Source organism: Sphingomonas gei (assembly GCF_004792685.1).
Taxonomy (GTDB): Bacteria; Pseudomonadota; Alphaproteobacteria; order Sphingomonadales; family Sphingomonadaceae; genus Sphingomonas; species Sphingomonas gei.
In genome coordinates this window covers 462,466-481,350 of record NZ_SRXT01000001.1, presented here as the reverse complement: position 1 = coordinate 481,350, position 18,885 = coordinate 462,466, and the positions used below count along the sequence as shown (strand labels likewise).

18 protein-coding genes are annotated in these 18,885 nt (G+C 66.1%); 8 read left to right on the top strand and 10 right to left on the bottom strand.

Annotation, left to right across the window (positions count from 1 at the left end; translation table 11 throughout):
• Positions 1–83: 83 nt before the first annotated feature.
• From E5A73_RS02050 to E5A73_RS02040, 3 genes are all read right to left on the bottom strand, one after another.
• Positions 84–1,100 (bottom strand): phosphotransferase family protein, encoded by a 1,017-nt coding sequence (locus E5A73_RS02050; protein WP_135962125.1) that lies wholly within the window; start codon positions 1,098–1,100, stop codon positions 84–86.
• Entirely contained in the window at positions 1,097–2,182 is a 1,086-nt protein-coding gene (locus tag E5A73_RS02045) for a Zn-dependent alcohol dehydrogenase (protein ID WP_135962124.1), read from the bottom strand. The genes E5A73_RS02050 and E5A73_RS02045 overlap by 4 nt, the downstream gene beginning before the upstream one ends.
• A 104-nt stretch (positions 2,183–2,286) precedes the next feature.
• Positions 2,287–3,570, bottom strand: a complete 1,284-nt coding sequence (locus tag E5A73_RS02040; RefSeq protein WP_135962123.1) for an acyl-CoA dehydrogenase family protein — start codon at positions 3,568–3,570, stop codon at positions 2,287–2,289.
• Positions 3,571–3,713: 143 nt separating this feature from the next.
• On the opposite strand from E5A73_RS02040, the gene E5A73_RS02035 reads away from it, so the two are divergent.
• The gene (locus E5A73_RS02035; protein ID WP_135962122.1) at positions 3,714–4,949 is read left to right on the top strand and encodes a TetR/AcrR family transcriptional regulator; all 1,236 of its coding nucleotides are present in this window, start codon (positions 3,714–3,716) and stop codon (positions 4,947–4,949) included.
• Between the two features lie 134 nt (positions 4,950–5,083).
• Here the strand turns inward: E5A73_RS02035 and E5A73_RS02030 are convergent, their stop codons facing one another.
• Both E5A73_RS02030 and E5A73_RS02025 read right to left on the bottom strand, forming a co-directional pair.
• A complete protein-coding gene (locus E5A73_RS02030) occupies positions 5,084–5,443 on the bottom strand; it encodes an antibiotic biosynthesis monooxygenase family protein (protein ID WP_135962121.1) in 360 nt (119 codons plus the stop codon).
• Complete coding sequence (locus E5A73_RS02025) at positions 5,440–5,769, bottom strand: NIPSNAP family protein (RefSeq protein ID WP_135962120.1); 330 nt, start codon at positions 5,767–5,769, stop codon at positions 5,440–5,442. Before E5A73_RS02025 ends, E5A73_RS02030 begins: the two co-directional genes overlap by 4 nt.
• Positions 5,770–5,874: 105 nt before the next feature.
• Between E5A73_RS02025 and E5A73_RS02020 the strand changes: the two genes are divergently transcribed.
• Positions 5,875–6,555 carry an ArsR/SmtB family transcription factor gene (locus E5A73_RS02020; protein ID WP_135962119.1) on the top strand — a complete coding sequence of 227 codons (681 nt, stop codon included), beginning with the start codon at positions 5,875–5,877 and terminating at the stop codon, positions 6,553–6,555.
• A 63-nt stretch (positions 6,556–6,618) separates the two neighbouring features.
• Here the strand turns inward: E5A73_RS02020 and E5A73_RS02015 are convergent, their stop codons facing one another.
• The 3 genes from E5A73_RS02015 to E5A73_RS02005 all read right to left on the bottom strand — a co-directional run bounded on the left by E5A73_RS02015 (position 6,619) and on the right by E5A73_RS02005 (position 11,963).
• Positions 6,619–9,417, bottom strand: coding sequence for a TonB-dependent receptor (locus tag E5A73_RS02015; protein WP_135962118.1), 2,799 nt, complete (start codon positions 9,415–9,417; stop codon positions 6,619–6,621).
• A gap of 159 nt (positions 9,418–9,576) precedes the next feature.
• Positions 9,577–10,647, bottom strand: coding sequence for an acyl-CoA dehydrogenase family protein (locus tag E5A73_RS02010; RefSeq protein WP_135962117.1), 1,071 nt, complete (start codon positions 10,645–10,647; stop codon positions 9,577–9,579).
• A 95-nt stretch (positions 10,648–10,742) separates the two neighbouring features.
• Entirely contained in the window at positions 10,743–11,963 is a 1,221-nt protein-coding gene (locus E5A73_RS02005; RefSeq protein WP_135962116.1) for an acyl-CoA dehydrogenase family protein, read from the bottom strand.
• Positions 11,964–12,152: 189 nt separating this feature from the next.
• On the opposite strand from E5A73_RS02005, the gene E5A73_RS02000 reads away from it, so the two are divergent.
• Both E5A73_RS02000 and E5A73_RS01995 read left to right on the top strand, forming a co-directional pair.
• Entirely contained in the window at positions 12,153–13,364 is a 1,212-nt protein-coding gene (locus E5A73_RS02000; protein ID WP_135962115.1) for an MFS transporter, read from the top strand.
• Positions 13,365–13,410: 46 nt separating this feature from the next.
• The gene (locus E5A73_RS01995) at positions 13,411–14,115 is read left to right on the top strand and encodes a glutathione binding-like protein (protein ID WP_135962114.1); all 705 of its coding nucleotides are present in this window, start codon (positions 13,411–13,413) and stop codon (positions 14,113–14,115) included.
• Between the two features lie 6 nt (positions 14,116–14,121).
• On the opposite strand, the gene E5A73_RS01990 is transcribed toward E5A73_RS01995, so the two are convergent.
• A complete protein-coding gene (locus E5A73_RS01990; RefSeq protein ID WP_135962113.1) occupies positions 14,122–14,454 on the bottom strand; it encodes a hypothetical protein in 333 nt (110 codons plus the stop codon).
• Positions 14,455–14,466: 12 nt separating this feature from the next.
• Positions 14,467–14,985 carry a hypothetical protein gene (locus E5A73_RS01985; RefSeq protein ID WP_168355773.1) on the bottom strand — a complete coding sequence of 173 codons (519 nt, stop codon included), beginning with the start codon at positions 14,983–14,985 and terminating at the stop codon, positions 14,467–14,469.
• Between the two features lie 66 nt (positions 14,986–15,051).
• Between E5A73_RS01985 and E5A73_RS01980 the strand changes: the two genes are divergently transcribed.
• The 4 genes from E5A73_RS01980 (at position 15,052) to E5A73_RS01965 (ending at position 18,802) form a co-directional block, all read left to right on the top strand.
• Positions 15,052–16,587 (top strand): class I adenylate-forming enzyme family protein, encoded by a 1,536-nt coding sequence (locus E5A73_RS01980; RefSeq protein WP_420822554.1) that lies wholly within the window; start codon positions 15,052–15,054, stop codon positions 16,585–16,587.
• Positions 16,584–17,357 carry a thioesterase family protein gene (locus E5A73_RS01975; protein WP_135962111.1) on the top strand — a complete coding sequence of 258 codons (774 nt, stop codon included), beginning with the start codon at positions 16,584–16,586 and terminating at the stop codon, positions 17,355–17,357. Before E5A73_RS01980 ends, E5A73_RS01975 begins: the two co-directional genes overlap by 4 nt.
• 223 nt (positions 17,358–17,580) lie before the next feature.
• A complete protein-coding gene (locus tag E5A73_RS01970; protein ID WP_135962110.1) occupies positions 17,581–18,012 on the top strand; it encodes a CREC-EF hand family protein in 432 nt (143 codons plus the stop codon).
• Between the two features lie 70 nt (positions 18,013–18,082).
• The gene (locus E5A73_RS01965) at positions 18,083–18,802 is read left to right on the top strand and encodes a response regulator (RefSeq protein WP_135962109.1); all 720 of its coding nucleotides are present in this window, start codon (positions 18,083–18,085) and stop codon (positions 18,800–18,802) included.
• Positions 18,803–18,885: the final 83 nt, after the last annotated feature.

Sequence of the window (18,885 nt, the reverse complement as noted above, 5' to 3'; positions counted from 1 at the left end):
GGGAGAGGGAGGGAGGCGCGAAGCGCCGGAAGGGTGAGGGCGACCTACCGCAAATCCACGCCGCACTCGATCCAACCCACCGTCTACGCCCCCGCCTGCCGAGCGAAATGCCACGCCGATGCCGCGAGCCCGGGCAGCCGCGCGACCGTCGCCGCCGCCTGGTCGCTCGAGGCATTGCCGTCGATGATCCGCTTCTTGATCCCCTGGACGATCCCGGTGAGCCGGAACAGATTATACGCGAAATACCAGTTGAGGTCCGGCACACCATCGCGCCCGGTCGCCGCGCAATAGCGGTCGACCACTGCCTCGATCGCCGGGATCCCCGTCTCCGGCCCGGTCAGGCCCTGCACGCCCGAGCGCCCCTCGGGCGCAGTCACCCAGCTCATCAGGAAATAAGAGAAATCCGCAAGCGGATCGCCAAGCGTCGACAGCTCCCAGTCGAGCACCGCCAGCACCCGCGGCTCGGCGGTGGCGAAGATCATGTTGTCGATGCGGAAGTCGCCGTGAACGATCGAAGTCCGCGTCTGCGCCGGCACCGTGCGCGGCAACCATTCGATCAATTTCTCGACTTCGGGCATCTCGTCGGTCTGGCTCATGCGATATTGCTTCGACCAGCGCGCCACCTGCCGCTGGAAATAATTGCCCGGCTTGCCATATTCGCCGAGGCCGGCGTCGGCATAGTCGACCGAATGCAGCGCCGCGAGCGTATCGACGATCGCCTCGTACACCGCGGTCCGCGCGCCCGGCAGCATCCCCGGCAACGCTCCGTCCCAGAAGGTCCGCCCCTCGACCATCTCCATGAGGTAGAACGGCGCGCCGATCACCGCCGGATCCTCGCAGAGCCCGTACGGCCGCGCGACTGGAAAGCCGGTCGGGTGCAGCGCGGCGATCAACTGGTGCTCGCGCTCCACGGCATGTGCAGAGGGCAATATCGGCCCGAACGGCTTGCGCCGCAGCACATAGGCTCCGCTCGCTGCGGCGATTCGATAGGTCGGATTGCTCTGCCCGCCTGCAAACTTCTCGATCGCGAACGGCCCGACGAACCCGGCGACGTTGCCCGCCAGCCATTCGCCCAGCGCGGTCTCGTCGAGATCGCTCATGCGAACGCGATCACCGAACGCACGCTGTGCCCGCCGCGCAATTTCCCCAGCGCCTCGTTGACGTCGCCCAGCCTGATCCGCTCGGCCACCATCGTGTCGAGGTCGAGCAGCCCGTCGAGATACATCTGCACCAGCCGCGGCAGGTCGATCGGAAAGCGCGTGCTCCCCAGCAAGGATCCCTGGATCTTCTTGCCGGTGAGAAAGGTCGGTCCCGGCAGGCTGACATTTTGCCCCAGCCCGATCATGCCGAGGATCGTCGCGGTGCCGCCGCGCCGGAGGATGTTCCACGCCAGCTCGGCGGTATCCGGCCGGCCGACTGCCTCGATCGCATAATGGACTCCGCCATCGGTGCGCTTGAGCACATCCTTGACGATCGTCTCCGAAGTCGGATCGAGCGTCCCCGTCGCGCCGAGCTTCATCGCCAGTTCGCGCTTCTCCGGCATCGGATCGATCGCGAGGATCTGCCCCGCCCCGGCGATCTTGGCGGCATTGATCGCCGCCAGCCCGATCCCGCCCGCGCCGATCACCGCGACGCTCTCGCCGGGCCGCACCCGGCTGTCGTTGAACACCGCCCCCGCGCCGGTGATCACCGCGCAGCCGAGCAACGCGGCGCGGTCGAGCGGCATCTCCTTGCTGATCGCGACGCAGGCATTCTCATGGACCAGCATCATCTCGGCAAAGGCGGACAGATTGAGGAACGGCGCCAGCGGCGTGCCGTCGGCGAGCTTGAGCCGCGGCTCGGCATCGCGAGCCCGCCGCGTCGACGGATCGATGCACAGCGAAGGCCGCCCGGTGACGCACATCTCGCACGATCCGCAGAACACCGTGAAGAACGTGACGACATGATCGCCGGGCCGCAGATGCGCGACATCGCTGCCGACCGCCTCGATCACCCCCGCCGCCTCGTGGCCGGGCACGGTCGGCACCGGATGCGGGAAGGCGCCGTCGACGAAATGCAGGTCCGAGCGGCACACCCCGCACGCGACCGTGCGGATCAGCACCTCGCGCGGGCCGGGCTTCGAGACCATGACATCGGCGATCTCGAGCGGCTTCCCAGCTTCGAAAAGTATGGCTGCTTTCATTCCCTCTCCCTTACTCCGTCACCCCGGCGAAAGCCGGGGCCCAGAGCCAAATAGGACATCGCAGGTTACGCTGGGTCCCGGCTTTCGCCGGGATGACGAACTTACTACCGGCTCGCTCCCACATCACCCGACGAAATCCGATCCGCCTTGAAGTCCCCAAATTTCCCGAACTCCGCCCGCGCGATCGCCCGGTTATGAACCTCGTCGGGCCCATCCGCGAGCCGCAGCGTGCGGATTGCCGCCCAGTCATGCGCGAGCCCGAAATCGCCCGACACCCCCGCACCGCCATGCGCCTGGACCGCATCGTCGATGATCTGCAGCGCCATCATTGGCGCCTGGACCTTGATCATCGCGATCTCGAGCTGCGCCGCCTTGTTGCCGGCCTTGTCCATCATGTCCGCCGCCTTGAGGCACAGCAGCCGCGTCATCTCGATGTCGATCCGCGCGCGAGCGATGCGCTGCTCCCACACACTATGGTCCGAAAGCCGCTTGCCGAACGCGACCCGGCTGACCAGTCGCTTCGCCATCGCCGCGATCGCTTCCTCGGCCACGCCGATCGTGCGCATGCAATGATGGATCCGCCCGGGCCCGAGCCGCCCCTGCGCGATCTCGAACCCGCGCCCCTCGCCGAGCAGGACATTCTCGACCGGTACGCGGACATTTTCGAGCACGACTTCGCCATGGCCGTGCGGGGCGTGATCATACCCGAAAACCGAAAGCATCCGCTCGATGGCGACGCCGGGCGCGTCGAGCGGGACCAGGATCATGCTCTGTTGGGAATGCCGCGATGCCTCGGGGCTGGTCTTGCCCATCACGATCGCCACCTTGCAGCGCGGATCGCCCACCCCCGACGACCACCATTTTCGTCCGTTGATCACAAAATGATCGCCGTCGCGCTCCATCCGGGTCTCGATATTGGTCGCGTCCGACGAGGCGACCGCCGGCTCGGTCATCAGAAAGGCCGAGCGAATCTCACCGTGCATCAGCGGCTTGAGCCACTGTTCCTTCTGTTGGAGCGTGCCGTAGCGATGGAACACTTCCATGTTGCCGGTGTCGGGCGCCGAGCAGTTGAAGCACTCGGATGCCCAGCCGAGCCGCCCCATCTCCTCGGCGCACAGCGCATATTCGAGGTTGCTGAGCTGGGTGCCTTCGAATTCGAAGCTGTCGTCGACATGGCGCTGCCCTGAATTGGGCGGCATGAAGAAATTCCACAGCCCGGCCGCCTTGGCCTTGACCTTCACTTCCTCGATCACCGGGAGCACCTTCCAGCGATCCCCCTCGCGCTGCTGCGCGTGGTAATCGCCGTCGCGCGGACGGATCTCGTCAAGGATGAATGCCTTCACTCGATCGCGGAACCAGGTTTCCCGCTCGCTCAGCGTGAAGTCCATCGCAGCACCCTCCGGTTTCGTTATTTCTCCCTGACTAGAGCGTACCGCATATTCGGTAAAGGGGTTCGGCGTAGCGAAAAATCGAGACACGCACCTTCAAAAAACGCTTTGGCTGGGCAGCGAAATCGCTAGACTGGCGTGCAATGAATGCACCTGGAAACATTGCGAGCGGCGGCACCAAGCGTTTCCAGGCGAAGCGCGACGCGATCCTTGCCGCGGCAGCCGACGCAATCAACGAACAAAGCGCGAAGGGCATGACCTTCGCCGACGTCGCGCGCCGCGTCGGGCTCAATACCACCTCGGTCACTTATTATTTCAAGCGCAAGGAAGACCTTGCCGCCGCCGCCTTCGAGCAGACGCTCGGCCAGCTCGACGCGATGCTCGACACTGCGCTGGAGGAGGCGACGCCCGAAGCCCGCGTCGCGCGCTATCTCAACATCAACATGGAGCGGCTCGCCCGTATCCGCCGCGGCGACGAACGCGATTTCGCCATCCTCTCGGATCTGCGCGCGATGGAAGACCCGGTGAAGGGCCGGCTGCTCACCGGCTGGCGCAACATCTTCCGCAAGACACGCAGCCTGTGGGGTGCCGGCGCCAGCCGCGCCGAGACCGATCTGTTCGGCGCCCGCGCGCACGTGTTGCTCGAAAACACCTTCTGGCTGACGGCCTGGCTGCCACGCTACGAAGTCGACGAATATCCGCGCGTAGAAGCGCGGCTGATGGAGGTGTTCCGCTCCGGCATCGCGGCACCGGGGCAGGACTGGCGCCCGGAGCTGCTCGATCTCGTCCACGAGGAGCCCGAGCCCGGCCGCGAGGCATTCCTGCTCGCCGCCACTCGGCTGATCAACGAACTCGGCTATCGCGGCGCCTCGGTCCAGCGCATCGCGTCCGAGCTCAACGTCACCAAGGGCAGTTTTTACCACCATCTCGATGCCAAGGACGAATTGGTGATCGCCTGCTACAAACGCAGCTTCGACATCATCGCCGACGCCCAGCGCCTCGCCGAGAGCCACGAAGGCAGCCATTGGCAGCGGCTCGACAGCACGATCGCAACCTTGCTCGACTATCAGTTTTCCGAGCGCGGCCCCCTGCTCCGCACCACCGCGCTGTCGGGCCTGCCGCCGCAGGTCCGCTCGACGATGATCGACCGCTCGAACCGCATCGCGCGCCGTTTCGCCGGCATGCTGTCCGACGGCATCGCCGAGGGGTCGATCCGCGCGATCGATCCGCTCGTCGCGTCGCAGGCGCTGATGGCGCTGCAGAACGCCGCGTTCGACATGCGCAAATGGGCGAGCACGATGCCGCGCGAAAAGGCCGTGGCATTCTACGCTTCGACGCTAGCTTACGGCCTGTTCGACGATCGAGCGCTGAAGGGCTAGAGTCGATTCCACTCAGGTTGAAGCCGGTCAGTTGCCCTGCGAAAGCAGGGGCCCAGGAGCCCAGAGCGCCCCGCTTGTGATCCTCGACCCCTGCTTTCGCAGGGGAACGAGAATCAGCCCAAAGGAAACAGACCCTAGCCGGCGACGTCCCAGTCATGCGCCCGCTTGCTGTCGAGCGGAGCGTCGACCCGATCCGCCATGCCGTAATCGCGCACCACTGCCGCGACCCGCAGGCGATAGTCCGCGAACACGCCTTCGCGCCCCTCCGCCTGCACCGCCCGGTGCATCGCGCCGTTGCGCCACGCCGCCACGGCCGCCTCGTCGCGCCAGAAGGAAAGCGAGAGCAGCTTGCCGGGTTCGGCCAGGCTCTCGAAGCGCTCGATCGATACGAAGCCGTCTATCCGATCGAGCTCGGGGCGCAGCGCCGCCGCCAGCGCGATGTAACGCGCCGTCTCGCCCTCGGCTGGCCAGGCTTCGAACAGGACCGCGATCATCGGCGCACCAGCGGTGCGTGCGGCGTCGAGACGGTGCGCAGGAACAGGCGATCCTCGCGCCGGATGAACTGCTGGTCCTGGGCGAAGCCGTAATTCTCGCGTCCCAGCGGATGCTCGCGCAGCCGCGCGCGATAGGCTTCGTAGGCGGCGAGGCTCTCGATCCCATAGACGCCATAGCCGGTCGTGCTCGATCCCTCGTGCGGCGCGAAATAGCCGATCAGCGCCGCGCCGCATGCGGGAATCGCCTGCCCCCAATTGCGCGCATATTGTTCGAATTGCCCGATCTTGAACGGGTCGAGCTCGTAACGGATGAAGCAGGTGATCATGCGGCGGCTCCTTGGCATTGCGATCGCCGGTTTATCCTCACCCGCCCGCCGATGGTTCGCCGCGGATCGAAGCATTGCCGCCGCCTTCCATGCTAGAACCCGCGCATGGTCACGATCGTCAATCTCGCGGAAACCGCCACGCTGATCGGCGACCCCACCCGCACCGCGATGCTGTTCACGCTGATGGACGGCCGCGCCTTCACGGCCGGCGAGCTGGCCCGTGCAGCGGGCATCTCCGCGCCCACCGCGAGCAGTCACCTCGCGCAATTGTGTGCGGGCGGGCTGTTGAGTGTCGAGCGCCAAGGCAGGCACCGCTATTTCCGGCTCGCCGCTCCCGAGATCGCATCGATCCTCGAAGGGCTGCTCGTCGTCACCGCGCACCGCCTCCCCGCAATACCGCGGACGGGCCCTCGCGACCGCGCGATGCGGCATGCCCGCATCTGCTACGATCATCTCGCCGGAGAAGTCGGCGTGGCCCTGTTCGCGCGGATGGTCGCACAGGGCCATGTCCGACTTGCCGAAAACGGCGCCGAGATCACCGGGCCGGGCGCGCGCTTCCTGGCGGACCTCGGTATCGACATGACGCACCAGCGCGGAGCGCCGGCGTGTCGCTTGTGCCTCGACTGGACCGAACGCCGCCACCATCTCGCCGGCCGCGCCGGTGCCGCGCTTTGCCGACTCGCGCTCGACAGCGGCTGGATGCGGCGCGTCGAGGGCACGCGCGCTTTGAACGTCACTCCCACGGGCATCGCCGCGCTGCGCAAGCATTTCGCCCTGGCGCCCTAACGATCGGCCGAACGGAAACGGGCCTGCGCCTCACGAGCCCGTCCGGTTTCAAGCGCCGGGAAATCAATAGCGCGTGCGCAGCGTCAGCCCGTACGTCCGCGGTTCGGCGAGATAGGCCGAGAAGATCTGCCGCCCGCCCGGATATTGCGGATCGGTGAAGGGCGTGCTCGCCGCGCCTTCCTGGAACGGCGAGTTGAAGCCGACCTGAGTGTAGTCCTGGTTGAAGATGTTCTGCCCCCAGAATTCGATCGACCAGCGCTCGTCCTGCCCGCGGATGCCGACACGCGCATTGAAGATCGCATAGCTGTCCTGCTCCTTCTGCGGGAACAGGTCGGAGCCGGTGTTGTAGTCGTCGGTCAGGCGCGTGTCGAAATAGACCAGGCCGCTCAGCCCCGAGCTGCCGATGTCGGGAGTCCACGCGAACGAAGCGGTCGCGACGATCTCGGGCGCGTTCGACAGATTGTCGCCCGGCAGCTTGCGCAGCGCCTGGTCGAGCGGCGCACCCGAGGCATTGCCGACCAATTGGTCGCGATATTTGGTCTGGGCATAGGTCAGCCCGAGCCCGACGCGGATATCGCGTGACGGCACCAGCGAAGCCTCGAGTTCAACGCCCTGCGACAGCACGCCATAGGTCACGTCGCCGCCAGTGCAGGCTCCCGTGGCCGCGGCAGCGCCGTTGAACTGCGGCGTCCCGGGCCCGAACTTGCTCTGGTCACGATCTCCGCCGTTCAGGTTCGCACTGCAGCCATTGACGTTCTGGACCAGAAAGACCGTGCCGTTGAACGTGTTCAGCTGGAAGTTTTTGAACTCCTGGCGGAAGCCGGCGATGTTGAGGCTGAACGGGCCGGTCGAATATTTGAGACCGACTTCATAGGCGTTGACCGTCTCGGGATCGAACTGGAGATTGCCCACCAGCGCCTGCGCGCCTGTCTGACCTCCGAACGGAAGGATCGGCACCTTGAGCGCCGAGCGATCCAGATTGAACCCGCCCGCCTTATAGCCGCGCGAATAGCTGGCATAGACCAGCAGATCGTCGGTCGGCTTGTACGAGAGGATCGCGGTGCCGGTGAACTTGTCCTCGTTGCGCTCGTCGTTGATCGAGACGCCGTTCAGCTCGGAGGTCGAATTGCCCTGGCACGACAGGCCGAGGATGCCGTCGACCACCGCAGTGAGCGCCGGAGCAGCGCGCAGCGGCAGCAACGCCGCCTGGTTCTGCACGCAGGCGACATTGTCGTTGCCGAAAGTCGCGTCGAACTTCTTGCGCTCGTTGGTGTAGCGGAGCCCCAGGGTCAGATCGAGGCCCTTGGCGACATGGACGATATTGTGCGTGAACAGCGCCCAGTTGCGACTGTTCTGATTGTAAACGTCGAGCGTCGATCCGCGATTGTTGATACCGTCGAGCCGATCTATTGCTCCCAGGACAAGCGGACCAGCAACCGGACCGAACGTCCCAGGAAGCCCGGATGAGAGGTAGGCTCGCGGCGTCAGGCCGCCAAGTGCGGGGTTCGGCGCAGCGCTGATGCACCCCGGCGATGCGGGGCTGTAGAAACCCGCAAGACCGCCGCCGGTGATCAGCCGGCAGGTGGCGAAGCGGCCATATTGGCTGCCGAAGCGGAGGTTATCGAGGACCTGGAGGTCTTCGTTGGCGTAATAGCCGCCGACCAGCCAGTCGAGTTTGTCGCCGAAGGCCGTGCCCTGCAGCCGCAGCTCCTGGCTGAAGGTCCTGAAGCTGCGCGCCGAATTGCCATCCGCGGCGCGATACAGGATGTCGACCCGGCTATAATCGGTGTCCGACCCCTGGTCGCTGCTATAGTCGCGATAGCCGGTGATCGAAGTCAGCTTGGCGCCGCCCAGATCCCAGTCGACCTGCAGCGAGGCGCCCCAATCCTCGGTCTCGCCATAATAGCTGCGCCCTGGGCTGACATAGATGTTGCGGCTATAGCCTTCGGTGAACGCCGCCGCGGGCTGGCCCAACGCCTGGAGCACGCGGACGATGTTGTTCTGGGCGGGCTCATTGAGACCGCCGATATATTCGTTCATCTGCTTGTTGATATAGGTCGCCGCGCAGCATTCTTCCTTGCGCTTGGTATAGTCCCCGATCAGCCGGATGGTCAGGTCGCTCGACGGCTCGAACAGCAATTGCCCACGCACGAAATAGCGGTCGCGGTTGTTGATGTCGCGATCGTTGACCAGGTCGTGATAAAATCCGTCGCGGCGCGAATAGACGCTGTCGATGCGCGCGGCGAGCGTATCGCCCAGCGGCACGTTGACGAAGCCCGATGCGCGGATCTGGTTGTAATTGCCGTACGTGAACTCGGCGCCGGCGCCGTACACCGGCGACGGCGCCTTGCTGACGATGTTGATCATGCCCGCCGATGCGTTGCGCCCGCCCAAAGTGCCCTGCGGCCCGCGCAGCACTTCGATCCGGTCGATCTCGCCGAGTTCGTTGAGCCCGATCCCCGAGCGCGAGCGATAGACGCCGTCGATGAACACGGCGACCGAGCTTTCGAGGCCGGGATTGTCGCCCACCGTGCCGATACCGCGGATACGTGCCGAGCCATTGGCCTCGCTGCCGGTCGATGAGACGAGCAGCGACGGCGCGACCTGGTTCAACTGGCGGATGTCGTTGGCGCCCGATTGCCGGAGCGTCTCGGCGCTGATCGCGGTGACCGCGAGCGGCACATCGGCGAGCACCTGGGCGCGGCCCTGCGCGGTGATGACGACTTCGTTCGAATCATAGCCGCTGCCCTGCTGGTCGGCGGTCTCGCTGGTGGTGTCCGGGACATCCTGCGCATAAGCGGGCGCCGCGAGCGCCATGATCAGTGCCGGAGCCGCACAGGCCGACATAAGGCGTAACCGCATCATCATCTCTCTCCCACCACGGGCCGGAACACTTGGCGGTTCCATACCCTACCCTCGAATAACAGCGTGTTCCCTAGAGACCGTCAAGCATAACAAACGTTGCAAAGCGGGACTGGCCTGAGGTGTTGCCCGTTTGCACCAGTCGCGCAGCCGGTGTGATCAATAGCCGTTCAGCCGCGCGAAGCGCTCGCGGTGCCATGCGGCATTGCCCCACATCGCCTCGATCACACGCGCGCGCTTCAGATAAAAGCCTGCGTCATGCTCGTCGGTCATTCCGATCCCGCCGTGAAGCTGGATCATCTCGCGGCTGACCAGATGGAGCGTCTCGCCCGCAACTGCCTTGGCGAGGCTCACTTCCTGGCGGACATCGCCGCGGCCGGAATCGATCGCCTCCAGCGCGCCCTCGACCACCGAGCGCATCAGCTCGAGCTCGGTGAACATCTTCGCCATCCGGTGCTGCAGCGCCTGAAACGAAGCGAGCACCTGGCCGAACTGGACGCGCGTCTTGAGATAGTCGTTGGTCTGCGCGAACGCAGCCTCTGCCATCCCGAGCATCTCGGCGCAAAGCGCGGCCGCCGCGCGGTCGGTGACCTCGGTGAGCAGGTCGGTCCCCCCCGCCAGCCTCTCGGCCGGCGCGCCGTCGAACCGCAGCTGCGCATGGCTGCGTGAATCGGTCAGCTTGCGCGGACTTCGCGTCACGCCTTCGTCGCCCGATACCAGATAGAGCCCGTCGATCGCTGCGACCACGAACAGCTGCGCGCTGTCGCCCTCGGCGACGAATGCCTTGGTCCCGCTGAGCCTGCCCGCTTCCACCGTCGTCGCGATCTTCTCCGGAGCAAACCGCGGTCCTTCGTCCGCTGCCAGCGCGGCGACGACGTCGCCCGCCGCGATCCGCGGCAGCCATTCGGCCTGCTGCGCCTCCGAACCGCCGAGGATCAGCGCGCTGGTCGCCGCGGCAGTCGCGGCAAGCGGCGTCGCGGCCAGATTGCGTCCGAGCTGCTCCAGCACGAGCCCCAGCGACAGATAGCCCATTCCCGCGCCGCCCTGCGCCTCGGGGATCAGGATCCCCGCCCAGCCCATCTCGGCCTGCGCCCGCCAGGCAGCCGCATCGTAAAATTCCGCGGGTGCCGCGTCGCGCATCCTGCGAAGCGCCGTGACGGGCGATTCTTTGTCGGCCCATTCGCGCGCCATATCGCGCAGCATCGTCTGTTCTTCGGTCAGGACTGGCATTTGCGTTCTTTCGTCATCCCGGCGAAAGCCGGGACCCAGGGTCCCGGAGGTCGCCGCTTGTGGCTCTGGGCCCCGGCCTACGCCGGGGTGACGGGCTATTGATGATCCAGCATCCCCAAAATCCGCTTGGCGATCACATTATTCTGGATCTCGCTCGACCCGCCATAGATCGACACCGCCTTGCCGAAGAGCCAGCTGCGCACATCCTTGAGCGCGTCCGCCTCGAACCCCTCGCCTTCCCAGCCGAGCCCGGCCAGCCCGCGGATCTCGATCAGCAGCTCGGAGCGTTCCTGCATGATCCGCGCCCCGACATTCTTCATGATTGATGTCGCCGCCGAAGGCCCCTGGGTCGATTTCGCCTCCAGCGAAGCCCGCCGCAACGTCAGCAGGAAGGCGCGCAAATCCATTTCGTGCCGCACGATCCGCCCGCGCAGATCCATGTCGGCGATGCGCCCCTGCTCGTCGACCCCGATATATTTCCGTGCGATCTGCGCCAGCGGGGCGCCCGCCGCGAACAGCCGCCCCGCAGCCGATCCGCCGCCCGACAGGCTGCTCCGCTCGTGCTGGAGCAGGCGCTTGCCGATCGTCCAGCCCTGCCCTTCCTCGCCGACGCGATTGGCCTTGGACACCTTCACATCGGTGAAGAAGGTCTCGCAGAACGGCGACGAGCCCGAGATCAGCCGGATCGGCTTCACTTCCACGCCCGGCGTGTCCATGTCGCAGAGCAGGAAAGTGATCCCCTCGTGCTTCTTCGTCTTGTCGGTGCGGACGAGCATGAAGCATTTGTCCGCCCATTGCCCGCCGCTGGTCCAGGTCTTCTGGCCGTTGACGAGATAATGGTCGCCATGGTCTTCGGCGAACATCTGGAGCGAGGCGAGATCCGATCCCGCCCCCGGCTCCGAATAGCCCTGGCACCAGCGCACAATGCCTTTGGCGATCGCCGGGATATGTTCTTCTTTCTGCGCCTCGCTGCCATATTCGAGCAGGGTCGGGCCGAACATCATCACCCCCATCCCGCCGATCGGGTTCCACGCGCCGATCCGCGCCATTTCCTCGTGCAGCACGCGCGCTTCACTGCGGCTCAGCCCGCCGCCGCCATATTCCTTCGGCCAGGTCGGCACGCCCCAGCCCTTGGCGCCCATCGCCGCCTGCCAGGAATCCTCTTCGGGCGAGTTCTCATGCGGCCCCTCGACCGCCGACATCGCATTGTCCTTGCCCTTCAGCGAAGGCGGGAAATGCGCCGCCAGCCATTCGCGGACATGCAAACGGAACGCCTCGATCGGGTCCGTCAGCGCGTCGATCTGTGCGGTCGCCATTATCCCCTCCATGCCGTGTTCGGCTCGATTCGAAAATGCGGTATGGTGCACCCGGCGTCAAGGGGTGCATCCGTCATCCTGGCAAAAGCCGGGACCTCAGGCCGCACGCGCACCTCCTGGCGGCGCGAGATCCCGGCTTTCGCCGGGATGACCAGCAAAGTACAAGTGCGTTCGAAGAGGGGGCTCATCATGCAATTCCATCATCGCGCGGTACCCATCGTGCTGTCCGCCATCCTCATCGATTCGATCGGCTTCGGCATCGTCATGCCCGTCCTCCCCCGGCTGATCGTCCAGCTCGCGCATGTCGGGCTCGAAGACGCCGCCCGCATCGGCGGCTACATGCTCGCCGCCTACGCCGTGACGCAATTCTTCGCCGGCCCGGTCCTCGGCACGCTCGGCGACAGCTTCGGCCGCCGCCCGGTGCTGCTCTTCTCGATGCTCGCCTTCGCCGCGGATTACGCCTTCATGGCCGCCGCGCCGAGCATCGCCTGGCTGTTCGTCGGCCGGATGATCGCCGGAGTCGCCGGCGCCTCCTACGGCCCCGCCAACGCGGTGCTCGCCGACGTCACCCCGCCCGAAAAGCGCGGCGCGACCTTCGGGCTGATGGGTGCGGCGTTCGGGATCGGCTTCATCCTCGGGCCGGCGATGGGCGGCCTGCTCGCCGGCTTCGGCACCCGCGCGCCGTTCATCGCCGCGGCGGTGCTCGCCGGCTGCAACGCCTTGTGGATCCTGATCGCACTCCCCGAGACGATGCTCCCCGAGCAGCGCCGCGCGTTCCGCTGGGGCAACGCGCACGTCTTCGCCGCATTCAAGCCGCTGCTCCACGCCGGCAATGCCGGCTGGCTTTTGCTCGCCGCCTTTTTCTGGCAATTCGCGCACATGGTCTATCCGTCGACCTGGGCATTCTGGGCCGAAATCGCTTTGGGCTGGGACGAAAGGGCGATCGGCTGGTCGCTCGCCGCCTCGGGGGTGGTGATGGCGCTGGTCCAGACGCTCGTCACCGGCCGCGCGATCAAGCGCTGGGGCGAGGAGCGCACCGTGGTGCTCGGCATCCTCGCCGGCAGCGCGGTGTTTCTCGGCTACATTTTCGTCCGCCAGGGCTGGATGGTCTATGCGCTGATCCCGCTCGGCGCGTTCCAGGCGCTGGCTTACCCCTCGATCAACGCATTGCTCTCGCGCATGACCGACGCGCAGCATCAAGGCGCGTTGCAGGGCGGCATGGCCAGCCTCAACAGCGTCGCGTTGATCCTCGCCCCATTGATCCTCAGCCAGGCGCTCGCTTTCGGTGCCGAACGCGGGTTTCCGGCGGGCAACTTCGTCCTCGCCGCCGGCCTCGCGCTCGCCGCGTTGCTCATCGTGATCCTGCGCGTGGTGCCGCGCGTGAAGGGCGCGGTTGCGTAACGAGAATCACGCCCCATCTCCCGCGCTCAAGCACCGGAGACCCCGTATGATCGAGCTCTATTACTGGCCCACCCCCAATGGTCACAAGATCACGCTCTTCCTCGAGGAGACGGGGCTCGACTACGAGATCCATCCGGTCAACATCGGCGCGGGCGAGCAGTTCGACCCCGAATTCCTCAAGTTCAGCCCCAACAATCGCATGCCCGCGATCATCGATCGTGCCCCCGCCGATGGCGGCGAGCCGGTCACGGTGTTCGAAAGCGGCGCGATCCTCATCTATCTCGCGCTCAAGGCGGACAAATTCTACGGCGAGACGCCGCGCGAACGCACCGACATCCTGCAATGGCTGATGTGGCAGATGGGCGGGCTCGGCCCGATGGCGGGGCAGAACGGCCATTTCAACGTCTATGCGCCCGAGAAGATCGAATATGCCATCAACCGCTACGTCAACGAGACCAATCGGCTCTACGGCGTCCTCGACCGGCGGCTGGCCGGCCGCGAATTCGTCGCCGGCAGCGGCTATTCGATCGCCGACATGGCGATCTATCCGTGGATCGTCCCGCACGAGGCGCACAAGCAGGATCTGAACGACTTCCCCAACCTAAAGGCATGGTTCGAGCGCATCGCCACGCGCCCGGCAACAATCCGCGCTTACGAGAAAGGCGGCGAGGTCCGCTCTTATGCCACTCCCGTCACCGACGAGCAGCGCGCCGTCCTGTTCGGCCAGACCGCGGCGAGCACCAAGGCCTGAGCCCCTTTATTTTACGAGCGAGAAGCCGAGCGCGGTGGTCACGGCGCCCTTGATCAGATCGAGGGTGCCGTTGATCGCCTGCTCGGCCGCGACCAGCCCGATCCCCTCCACGGTCCGCAGCACCGCGCGCGAATGCTGCATCTGGATGTCGAAATAGAGCGGGGCCTCCTCGGGCAGGATCTCGCCGTCGCGCACCATCTCGGCGATCTGCCGGATGGCGAGCGCGATCTTCTCGCCTTCGGTGCGCGCGAACCCGCCCGCGGTCTTGCCGTGGCCGGCGAGCACGGTGACGATCCGCTCGCCGATCTGGCCGCCCAGCGCCGCGAAATCCACATCCATCGTCAATCTCCGTCAGAGCGTCCGCTGCTTGACCATCTCGAGCTGGAGGATAGACCGGATGATCCCTTCCAGCCCGCCGAAGCTGTTCTCCATCGCCTTGATGCCCATGCAGCGGGTGTCGCCCGGCGGCTGGTTCTCGCGGTTGCGGTGGATCGTTTCGAGATCGCCGACCCCCGCCTCCAGCGCCCTCACCTGATCCGCCGTCGCTAGATTTTTTGCGATCGCACTCACCCGCACACGCAGATTGGCGATGTCGGCGTGGATGGTCCGGTAGAAGTCGACATGCTTCGAATAGACGCAGGCCGGCGCCTCGTTGTCGTAGACAAGCTCTTGATGAAAGGCCGAAAGTTCGCCCTGAATCTGGGTTACCATCTCTTCGGTGCGGCTGTCATAAGGTGCAATCAACGACACCGAACAGGATGTCGTGAGCGGCAGCAGGAATAACAGCAGCACAGCAGCCGCGAAATGGCGCCATACCCCACTTCTGATACTTGCCCACATCGAACGCACCTGCAGATCGTCCGGGAGCATCATAGCGTGTCGACGGCATGACTGTCGAATCGAAACACGATTGCTCGCTCCCGGCATTTTCGAAAAATGCGTATGGCCTTCCCCGCCGCCGCCGCTACAAGATCGCCCGATGGGGGCAAGACCGTGACAGCCGAAGCGATGCTGGCGAGCGACTTCGCGACGCTGCCCGATCTGATCCGTGCGCATGCCGCCGATCGTGGCACCAAGCCCGCGATCATCTTTGCCGAGCGCAGCATGGAGTATGCCGAACTCGATCGCGCGATGGATCGCATTGCTTTCTCGCTCCAGCGAGATGGCGCGAAGCAGGGCGACGCAGTCGCGATCCTCGGCCCCAACACGCTCGAATATGCCCTGGTCTTCCTCGGTGCCCTCCGCGCCGGTTGCGTCGCTGCACCGCTTGCCCCGTCCGCTACGCCCGACCAGCTCGCCGCGATGGTCGCCGATTGTGGCGCGCCGATCCTGTTCCACGACGCCGCGCACGAGATCGATGTGCCCGCACGCAAGATTTCGTTCGAAGGGCTGCTCGACTGGCTCGGCGACGGCACCCCCGTGCCGGTGACCGTCGGTCCCGAAGACCCGTTCAACATCATCTATTCCTCCGGCACCACCGGCACGCCCAAGGGCATCGTCCAGCCGCATGCGATGCGCTGGGTCCATATCGGCCGCGCACCCGCCGGGTTCGGCGACGCAGTGACGATGGTCGCCACGCCGCTTTATTCGAACACCACATTGGTCAGCTTCCTCCCCACGCTCGGCTGGGGCGGGACGGTCGTGCTGTTGGCGAAGTTCGACGCGCGCGAATATCTGGTCCAGGCCGAGAAGCATCGCGGCAGCATCACGATGCTCGTCCCCATCCAGTATCAGCGGATCATGGCCGATCCCGAGTTCGACCGCTTCGATCTCTCCAGCTTCACCCTCAAGACCTGCACCAGCGCGCCCTTCTCCGCCGCGCTCAAGGCAGACATCCTCGCCCGCTGGCCCGGGCTGCTCGTCGAATATTACGGCATGACCGAGGGCGGCGGCACCACGATCCTCGTCTGCAATGCCCATCCGGACAAGCTCCACACCGTCGGCAAGCCGATCGAAGGGCAGGACATCCGGCTGATCGACGACGAAGGCCGCGAAGTGGCGCAGGGCGAAATCGGCGAAGTCGCCGGCCGCTCCGGCGCGATGATGACGGGATATCACGGCCGCCGCGACGCGACCGACGCCGCGACCTGGTACGACGAAGCCGGAAATCGCTTCATCCGCCACGGCGATATCGGCCGCTTCGACGAAGACGGCTTCCTCATCTTGCTCGATCGCAAGAAGGACCTGATCATCTCGGGCGGGTTCAACGTCTATCCCTCGGACCTCGAAGCGGTGCTCGCGCAGCACCCCGAAGTCTCGGACTGCGCCGTGGTCGGCATCCCCTCCGAGCAATGGGGCGAGACGCCGATCGGCTTCTATGTCGGCAGCGGCGATCCCACCGAGCTCCTCGCCTGGTGCAACGCGCAGCTCGGCAAGACCCAGCGCCTAGCCGACCTCCGCCGCATGGACGCGCTCCCGCGCAGCGCGATCGGCAAGGTTCTCAAGCGCGAATTGCGCGACCTCTACCGGTGACTCCGATCGCCGACATCCTCGCCGGTGCCGCGCGCCATGACACCGGCCTGAGCAGCGCGATCCCGGCCGACTGGATGCAGGGCCGGACCGCGTTCGGCGGGCTTTCCGCCGCGCTTGCGCTTCAGGCGGCACTCGATCTTGAGCCCGACCTCCCCCCGCTCCGCTCGGCGCAGATCGCCTTTATCGGCCCGCTAGCCGGCGGCGTCGCCGTCGCTGCCACCAAGCTCCGCCGCGGCCGCAACGCCGCCTTCATCCAGTCCGACGTCACCTCCGCGGCGGGTCTCGGCCTGCGCGCCACGTTCGTGTTCATGGCCGAGCTCGCCTCGGCGATCGAACACGACCAGGCGCGCCGCGCCAGCCTCGCACCACCCGACCCCGACGCCGAACTTTATACCGGCCCCGACAGCTTCTTCACCGGCAATTTCAATTTCTATGATGCCAAAGTAAAGCTGGGCGCCACCGAATGGCTGCGCTGGGCGCGGCTGCGCGCCCGCGACGGGCTCCACCCGATGGTCGAGCTGCTCGCGATCGGCGACGCGCTGCCCCCCGGCGCGTTCAAGCTCGCCACCGAGCGCCAGACTCCGCTCAGCTCGCTCAACTGGCAGATCAACTTTCTGACGCCGGAGCCCACTACCCAGGACGGCTGGTGGCTGCTCGGCGCGCAGGCCGACACCGCCCGCCACGGCTATAGCAGCCAGCGTATGTCGATCTGGAACGCCGCGGGCGATCCGATCGCCGAGGCGATGCAAAGCGTCGCCATTTTTGGCTGAGCCAAAACGAGGATGCGTCGCCATTTGACTAGACCCGTCATCCCGGCGAAGGCCGGGATCTCAGGCAAAGGCGCGATACCGCACGAGGTCCCGGCTTTCGCCGGGACGACGGTCGGCGACAATTTGCGACAACTTACGTCCAACCTGACAAACCCCTGCGACAGCCCGCCGCCAAAAGGCTTGCCAGTCGCGGCACGGGCCGCCCCAAGCTGGAGTTCGTGCCATGAAGAACACCCTCGCTGCCGCCCTGCTCGGCGCCACCCTGCTGACGGGCAGCGCCATCGCCGCGCCGCAAGACCGCGGCCGCGACATGCTCGTCACGACTGACACCAATGGCGACGGCGTCGTTACCAAATCCGAGTTTCTCGCCGATGTCGACGCCCGCTTCGCCAAACTCGATGCCAACAAGGACGGCAAGATCAGTGCGGATGAGCGCCCCGCCGATGGCGAAGGCCGCCGCGGCCGCATGCTGAGCCGCACCGATACCAATGGCGATGGTGCGGTCTCGCTGGACGAGCAGCGAATCCAGGCCAATCGCCGCTTCGACCGCCTCGACACCAATGCCGACGGCAAGATCGACAAGGCGGAAGGCGATGCCGCGCGCGAGCGGATGCGCGCGATGATGGAGCGCCGCGGCGCGCGCGACGCCAATTGACCTCCGCCGGGCGGCACCCCTCTCGCCGTCCGGCACTTCTTTTCACCCGCGGAGTTGTTACGGTCGCATCATGTCCGATCTCCCCCATCTTCTCCTCGTCGACGACGAACGCTCGATCCGCGAGCCGCTCGCGCAATATCTCACCAAGCAGGGGTTCCGCGTGACTCAGGCCGGCGAAGCCGAAGCCGCCCGCGCGCGGATCGCGGCCTATGCGATCGATCTCGTCATCCTCGACATCATGATGCCCGGCGAGGACGGCCTGAGCCTGTGCCGCCACATCCGCGAGACCAGCGAGACGCCGGTCATCCTGCTGACGGCGCGCAGCGAGGAAACCGATCGCATCGTCGGGCTGGAGATGGGTGCCGACGATTATGTCGTGAAGCCCTTCTCCCCCCGCGAGCTCGCCGCCCGGATCAAGGTCGTGCTCCGCCGCATGGCCGGCGGCGGCGCCAAGCAGCACGCGCCCGAGACCGGCAGCTTCGCCTTTGCCGGCTGGGTGCTCAAGACCGGCGAGCGCGCTCTGGTCGACCGCGAAGGCGTCTCGGTCGCGCTGTCGACCGGCGAGTACAACCTCCTCCACGCATTGGTGACGCGCCCGCGCCAGGTCCTCACCCGCGACCAGTTGCTCGATCTCACCCAGGGCCGCGAGGCCGCCGCGTTCGATCGCGCGATCGACAACCAGGTCAGCCGCCTGCGCAAGAAGATCGAACCCGATGCGAAGAACCCCGCGCTGATCAAGACCGTCTGGGGCGGTGGCTACACTCTCGCCGCCGAGGTCACGCGGTTGTGACTCCCTTCCGCATTCCCCTCCCTGAAAGGGAGGGGTTAGGGGTGGGTGCGCGGCCCGATGGGTCGCGCCGGTCGCCCTCGACA